Raw genomic sequence first — 6,703 nt, forward strand, 5'->3', positions numbered from 1 at the left:
GTTCCCATTCGTTGCCGTCGGTTACTTCCCAGGTGTGGCCGGGTCCGCTGGTGTCTTCCGCAATGAGGATAATGCCGGGTTCCAGGATAAAGGTATTGCCATTAGTGACGGTGAACTTCAGCCGGCCTTTCAGCGTTACCACAAACTGCCGGCGGGGCGCCGGGTGGGGAATATTTTCAAGATCGCCGGTGCCTGTTTGGCAAAAGAAGTAGTTTGCATCAATTTTGTTCCGGGTCTGGATCCTGCCGGTTTCAAAAGAGCAGTCCGTTTCGTTGGTGTTGAATAATCTTATTGCCCTGATATATGTTGATTCGTTGTCCATTGCTGCCATGTGATGGGTTTATTGTTTTTTCTTTGCCGGTTTCTTTGGTGTTTCCTGTTGAAAATCTTCTGCCGATTTGGGCTGGGTCATGCTTTTTTTCTTCTGATCCAGCGGTTGCGGTATAGGGGCGCCTTTTCCCAATGGGATAGCATCATGGAAAATTTTATTGACGTGCATCCACTTGCCTGCCTGCCATTTGAAGCCTTCGTAATCCATATCGGTTACATAGGTGAATTTTTTCATGGGCTCATTGGTTTCAGATATGAGGTGATCGAATACGATCATATCCAGTTCCTTATTGTAATTGAGCGTAGCAGTGCTTTCCTTTTTGTATTCAATAATAAAGCGGTTACGGGTAGGCTTGGGGGTGCTGTCTTCTGCAAAACTGAAAAAGGGGCCGCCCAGTACGGGAGTGCCGTTTTTGAAAGTCAGCATTTCCACTATTTTCTTCTGGCTGCGGGGATTGTTGGCGTCCCAGCCAAAGAGGGTATAATATTCTTTATTAAAGTAGTGCCGGTGAACAATATTATAGTACAGGCAGACGTACCAGGATTTATTGTCGGTGATGGTATCGGTATTACTCAAATAATCGGAGGCGTCGAACAGGGGGAAGAGCTTAAGTTGTCCGTCGGCCGTATTCATCTGGATAGCGCCATAATGCCGGTAGAAGCCGTTTTCTCCTTCCAGTGCCCAGGTAAAGATCCGGAAGGTACTGTCTTGCGGGTACTGGATAGATATTGTTTTCAGGGAATCGAACCGGAAGCGGAAAGAGTATTTTGTTTTCAGCGTTCTCACCAGCAGGGGAATGAATGCTTCTGTGGCGCGTTGCCGGCCGTCGTCGCCTTTGCCGCTGAAGATATCTTCACTGAGTATCTGCAGCGTGTCCTGGTTAAGGCGCAGTTGTTTCATTCCAGCCGCGTCCGGCTGCTGGGCGAGCGCCAGCAGGGAAGTAAAGACCAGGAGCAGTGACAGTAATGGTTTTTTTGCCATATCTATTATACGGTTACGGCTTATAATTATTGTACAGCCTGTGCAAACTGCAGCAGGTTTTGATATCGCTGATCGATCAGTGGATGGGGGAAGGGCGTTTCAGGCCGGGTAGACGGGATAAACACGGTTTGCATGCCCAGGCTTTTCCCGAACTGCATGTCGCTTAATGTATTGCCTACCATTACCGAACTACTGAAATCAATAGCCGGGAAATCCTGTTTGGCCTGCAGGCCCATGCCAGTGGCTGGTTTGCGGCATGGACTGTTGTTGTCTGTATCCGGGCAAAAATAAATAGCGTCAATTTTGCCGCCGCTTCCCTCAATTTGCTGCAGCATTTGCGCGTGAATTTCCTGTAGTCCTTCCGTAGTGAGCAATCCTCGGCCAATGCAGCGCTGGTTGGTGATCACAATAATGCGTTCAAAACGCGCTGCGAGTATGGGCATAGCAGACAACACGCCTTCACTGAAGTGAAACATATCCGGCCGGAGTACGTACCCGTCGCGGATTTCATCGTTGATTACACCGTCTCTGTCGAGGAATAGGGTCATGATACCAATACTTTTTTTGCTGCTTCGTAATCTTCCGGGATCCCGATATCAATGAAATAGGTGTTGCTGACGAAGCCATATAATTTCCCGGCCTCTGCGCCAGGTTCCAGTACTTCTTTCTCAAAGGAGAATTTCTCGGGGAGCGACAGGCTTTGCAGGAACCCTGCGGAGGTCCGGTAAATGCCGCCGTTGATCAGTCCTTCTTCCATGAATTTCTTTTCATGAAAACGGGTGATCTGCTGGTGGGCATCCAACTGGATGCTACCGTAGCGGTCGAACTGCTGCATGGGTTTCAGCGCCAGCGACAGGGGGCTTTGATGCGACTGGTGGAAATTATTAAAGGCCGCCAGGTTTACATCAAAATAGGTATCGCCGTTAACAATGAAAATTTCGTTGCCTTTCACTGCCTGCAATGCGTTGATGATACCGCCACCGGTGCCCAGCGGCTCCGGTTCTACGGTAAAGGATACACGTAAAGGGAGTGTGATGCTGTTGCACCAGCTGATCACCTGTTCAGAGAGGTAGCCAAGCGAGAGCACCGCATGTTGAATGCCTTGTTTATGCAGGTATTGCAGCAGGTAATATAAAAAGGGATGTGCGCCCAGGGGAGCCATGCATTTGGGCTTGTTGGCCACTACGCTTCTGAGGCGGGTACCGAGGCCCCCGGCAAGTACAATACATTCTCCCGTCATGCGCCAAACAGGTTGTTTTCTACTATTTCGCAAATAATATGTCCTACAGTGATATGAGCTTCCTGTATTCGGGGGGTATCAGTGGAAGGGATGTTGATGAGGTAATCGCTTCCTTCTTTCATTTTCCCTCCGGTGCTGCCGGTCATGCTTACCACGATCATTCCCTGTTCCTTCGCTACTTTCATGGCTTCCAGGATATTGGCGGAGTTACCGGAGGTAGAAATACCTACCAGCACATCGCCTTCACGACCAATGCCTCTCAGGATGCGGGCGTATACCTGGTCGTAGCCATAGTCGTTGCCCACTGCCGTCATGTAAGAGGTATTACAATGCAGCGCCTCCGCATATAATGGCATACGGTCTTTGTAAAACCGGCCGGAAAATTCTGCGGCCAGGTGTTGTGCATCCGCCGCACTGCCACCGTTACCGCAAAAAAGTACTTTATGATCGGTTTGCAGGCTGTGTGTAATGGATTCTGCTACCAGTCTGATCGTATTTAGCAACGGCTCATCCTGGCAGATGGCTTCTTTCACAGCGATGCTTTCCCGGATCTTATTGGCAATAAATTGTTTCATCAGCAGAAATTTTTGATTTGTTAAACCTTAAATGCTCCACGTTTGAATGCCGTGATTGGTAAAGGTATACCGTTTTACATCTCCTCCAAAACCATTTAGCGCATCTACCACGGCGAAGCGGGTATTTTTAGGACAATAAAAGATCATGAAACCGCCCCCGCCGGCGCCTGAAATTTTACCTCCGCTAGCGCCAGCTTTGCGGGCTGCTTCGTAAATTTCATCGAGCTGTGGATTGGTGATGCCATGGGCCATCTTCTTTTTATTTTCAAAACCATAGTTCAGGATCTCACCGATCTTATCGATAGTGCCCCGGAGCAATGCTTCTTTCATCATCACTGCCTGTTCTTTCAGCTGGTGCATGGCTTCTATGGAATCGTCCTTTTTATCGGTTACATTTTTTTGTTGTTCGGAGATGATGGTAGAGGATAAGCGGCTCGTAGAAGTATAGAACAGAACGAGGTTATTTTCCAGTTCGTGCAGGTTCACTTCTTTGATGCGCAGCGGGTTTACGATCACCTTATCGCCTTTATAGAACTCCATAAAGTTAACGCCGCCAAAGGTAGCTGCATATTGATCCTGTTTACCGCCAGCCTGGTTAAGGTCTTCCCGCTCAATGGAATAGGCAAGATGGGCCAGGTCGTATTCTCCCAGCGGCAGCTTCAGCCATTCGGCAAACGCACCCAGTACGGCCACCACGAGGGTAGAGGAGGTACCGAGGCCGGAGCCTGCCGGCGCGTCTACAAAGGTGGTAAGTTTAAAACCGGTAGCCGGTAAGGAGCCATAATCTTTTTGCACGCGGTTGATCACACCTTTCAGGATATCCAGTTTACCGTCTAACGGCAAAGGGTATACGGCATCGTAAGTAGCCGCTTCCCTTCTGTCGGCACACTCGAACACTACCTGCCCGTTCTGCAGGGGTTCAATGGATGCACGTGCATAAAGGGAGATAGTGGCATTGAGAATGGCGCCACCGAATAAATCCGAATACGGACTTACATCTGTGCCACCACCGGCAAGGCCTATACGTAAAGGTGCTTTGCTTCTGTAAATCATGCTGGTTGTCAGGTTTAGTTTGCCGGCCATAGCCAACAATTATGATGCCGCTGTGTTTAACAGGGGCAGATCCATCAGCGATCTGCTGCCAGTGTATGAATTTCTTTTGCCAGTCGCGCCCAGGAATACTGCAGTTTTTCTTTCCGGAGGGCTTCCACCATATCCGCTTCGCGGTTTTCCACGAAATATTTTTCTATGGCGGCGGCAATAGATGCCGGGTCCGGTTCTGCCTGGAAACCTACTATACCATCGGGCACCATTTCCACAAGACCGCCCACATTGGTTACCACCATGGGTTTTTCAAAGTGGTAAGCGATCTGCGAAATGCCGCTCTGGGTAGCACTTTTATAAGGTTGCACTACCAGGTCGGCGGCGCAGAAATAATTTTTAACGGCTTCATTGGGAATGAAATCGGTGTGCATCAGCACCCGGTCGCCCAGCTGTAATTTGTTCAGCAGGTCCAGGTAAGGAGCGGCATCTTCATAGTATTCGCCGGCTACAATGGCGTGTACATCCAGCTTTTTCAGTCTTTCATCCGCCATTGCCTGCAACAGTAGGTCCAGCCCTTTATATTGACGGATAAAGCCAAAGAAAAGGATATATTTTTTACCCGGCGCCAGCTTCAGCTGTGCGCGGGCTTCTTCTTTGGAGATAAGCGCGCCATAATTATCGTAAATAGGATGGGGGATCAGCGATGCTTTTTTTGTTGGCTCAAATACCCGCAGGTCGTTGAGCACCGACTGGCTCATGGCAATAAAAGCGTCTACCGGTTTCAGGAAATACTTTGTAAAGGCCACATCCCCGGGTCTTTTTTCATGCGGCACTACATTATCGAGTACGGCAATCACTTTGGTATGTTTACGCTTGCCCAGGCGCAGCAGGGAGCCCAATGCAGGGCCCATAATTGGCAGCCAGTATTTGGTGATGATGATATCAGGATCCATTTTCCGGATCTTCCGTCCTGTTACTAACCAGTTCAGCGGATTTACGGAATTGATCAGCCGTTTGATGCGCAGATGCGCCGGAGCAGGATCGGTAGAGAACTGGCTTTTTCCCGGGAAAAAAAGTTTGGGGTATTGTATGGTAAAGGTCCATATTTCCACCTCGTCTGTTTGCTGGAGTTCTTCTGCCAGTCGCTCATTATAAGCAGCCAGCCCACCCCGGAAAGGGTAGGCTGTTCCCAGAATAAGTATTTTCTTTTTGTTAGCCATAGATTCAGATGCAAAATGTGAAGGAGAGGATCAGCGCCTGCGGTTATGTTGATGCGATAACTGCCATTCCTCTTCCGTAACATTACCGGTATGATCCATCCGTTCTTCCACCAGGTAGGAGTTGCGTTCGGTGGCGTTACGGGTTACCAGCTCGCCAATAAAACCGGTGAGGAATAACTGGGAACCGATGATCATGCAAAGCAATCCGAAATAGAACAGGGGCCTGTCTGTCATGTTTACCTTGTCAAAGAATATCTTTGCCAGTGCCAGGTAAGCTGCTACCACAAAGCCCACGAAGAAGGAGAGGGAGCCCAGTGCGCCGAACAGGTGCATGGGGCGTTTACCAAATTTGCCGATGAACATGATGGTGGCCAGATCCAGGAAACCGTTGATAAAACGTTCCAGTCCGAATTTGGTGACACCGTATTTACGGGCGCGGTGTTCCACTACTTTTTCGCCTATTTTACGGAAGCCATTCCATTTTGCGATAACAGGAATATAGCGGTGCATTTCGCCGTATACCTCTATTGATTTCACTACTTTTTTACGATAGGCCTTAAGACCGCAGTTCATGTCGTGCAGCTTTACGCCGCTCATACGGGTAGTGGTGTAGTTGTATAGTTTTGAAGGAATATTTTTGGTAAAGGTATTATCGTAACGTTTCTTTTTCCATCCGCTCACCAGGTCGAAGCCTTCTTCCACGATCATGCGGTAGAGTTCCGGTATTTCATCGGGACTGTCCTGCAGGTCGGCGTCCATGGTGATCACTACATCGCCCTGTGCCGCGTTGAAGCCTTCGTTAAGGGCGGCCGACTTACCATAGTTGCGCTGGAACTTGATCCCTTTGATAAGGGGGTTCTGCGCAGCCAGTTGTTGTATAACGGCCCAGGAATCGTCGGTGCTGCCATCGTCCACCATCCATACCTCGTAGGTAAAGTGGTGTGCCTCCATCACTCTTTCGATCCATGCGGCAAGCTCCGGTAAGGATTCTTCTTCGTTTTTTAAAGGAACGATTACGGATATGTTCATCTTTATAGAATAGTATTATTGTAGTGGTTTTTCAGCTGGTTTTTTTCGAATGATCAGTGAAATGATCGCTGCTATTGCAAAATAGAATATTATTCCTTTCAGGAAGTCCATGAATGACTTTTTAATTCCAACGTTGAAGTCGGTTTTACTTAATTCATCCAGTTGTTTGTCAATTTCTTCCTGCGGAGCTTTGAATTTGTGCATCCATTTTTCTGTAGATTCCAGCAGGTTATCTTTTAACGCATCTACGAGCTTCGGATCGATATATTTGTAGAGCACATAC

At 48.5% G+C, this 6,703-nt stretch carries 8 protein-coding genes and 1 pseudogene; all 9 read right to left on the reverse strand.

Annotation, left to right across the window (positions count from 1 at the left end; translation table 11 throughout):
• Nucleotides 1-331 (reverse strand): annotated as a pseudogene (locus tag VN105_RS22415) (hypothetical protein); the annotation flags it as partial.
• A 9-nt stretch (nt 332-340) separates the two neighbouring features.
• A complete protein-coding gene (locus tag VN105_RS22420) occupies nt 341-1,312 on the reverse strand; it encodes a hypothetical protein (RefSeq protein ID WP_325644407.1) in 972 nt (323 codons plus the stop codon).
• A 26-nt stretch (nt 1,313-1,338) separates the two neighbouring features.
• Nucleotides 1,339-1,860 carry an HAD-IIIA family hydrolase gene (locus VN105_RS22425; protein WP_325644408.1) on the reverse strand — a complete coding sequence of 174 codons (522 nt, stop codon included), beginning with the start codon at nt 1,858-1,860 and terminating at the stop codon, nt 1,339-1,341.
• Nucleotides 1,857-2,552, reverse strand: a complete 696-nt coding sequence (locus tag VN105_RS22430; protein ID WP_325644410.1) for a nucleotidyltransferase family protein — start codon at nt 2,550-2,552, stop codon at nt 1,857-1,859. The genes VN105_RS22425 and VN105_RS22430 overlap by 4 nt, the downstream gene beginning before the upstream one ends.
• Nucleotides 2,549-3,127 carry a D-sedoheptulose 7-phosphate isomerase gene (locus VN105_RS22435; RefSeq protein WP_325644412.1) on the reverse strand — a complete coding sequence of 193 codons (579 nt, stop codon included), beginning with the start codon at nt 3,125-3,127 and terminating at the stop codon, nt 2,549-2,551. Before VN105_RS22435 ends, VN105_RS22430 begins: the two co-directional genes overlap by 4 nt.
• Before the next feature lie 27 nt (nt 3,128-3,154).
• Nucleotides 3,155-4,210, reverse strand: coding sequence for a dehydrogenase (locus VN105_RS22440; protein WP_325644414.1), 1,056 nt, complete (start codon nt 4,208-4,210; stop codon nt 3,155-3,157).
• A gap of 44 nt (nt 4,211-4,254) precedes the next feature.
• Nucleotides 4,255-5,391 carry a glycosyltransferase gene (locus tag VN105_RS22445; RefSeq protein ID WP_325644416.1) on the reverse strand — a complete coding sequence of 379 codons (1,137 nt, stop codon included), beginning with the start codon at nt 5,389-5,391 and terminating at the stop codon, nt 4,255-4,257.
• Between the two features lie 30 nt (nt 5,392-5,421).
• Entirely contained in the window at nt 5,422-6,420 is a 999-nt protein-coding gene (locus VN105_RS22450; RefSeq protein WP_325644418.1) for a glycosyltransferase family 2 protein, read from the reverse strand.
• Between the two features lie 15 nt (nt 6,421-6,435).
• Nucleotides 6,436-6,703: DUF4199 family protein (locus tag VN105_RS22455; protein WP_325644420.1), on the reverse strand; the 268-nt coding region annotated here is incomplete at its 5' end.

It is taken from the genome of Chitinophaga sp., assembly GCF_035564935.1.
Lineage (GTDB): Bacteria > Bacteroidota > Bacteroidia > Chitinophagales > Chitinophagaceae > Chitinophaga.

Coding starts and splice junctions, on each gene's coding strand:
- VN105_RS22440 (WP_325644414.1), bottom strand. CDS start 4,210: ATGGCCGGCAAACTAAACCTGACAACCAGCATGATTTACAGAAGCAAA.
- VN105_RS22445 (WP_325644416.1), bottom strand. CDS start 5,391: ATGGCTAACAAAAAGAAAATACTTATTCTGGGAACAGCCTACCCTTTC.
- VN105_RS22425 (WP_325644408.1), bottom strand. CDS start 1,860: ATGACCCTATTCCTCGACAGAGACGGTGTAATCAACGATGAAATCCGC.
- VN105_RS22420 (WP_325644407.1), bottom strand. CDS start 1,312: ATGGCAAAAAAACCATTACTGTCACTGCTCCTGGTCTTTACTTCCCTG.
- VN105_RS22430 (WP_325644410.1), bottom strand. CDS start 2,552: ATGACGGGAGAATGTATTGTACTTGCCGGGGGCCTCGGTACCCGCCTC.
- VN105_RS22435 (WP_325644412.1), bottom strand. CDS start 3,127: ATGAAACAATTTATTGCCAATAAGATCCGGGAAAGCATCGCTGTGAAA.
- VN105_RS22450 (WP_325644418.1), bottom strand. CDS start 6,420: ATGAACATATCCGTAATCGTTCCTTTAAAAAACGAAGAAGAATCCTTA.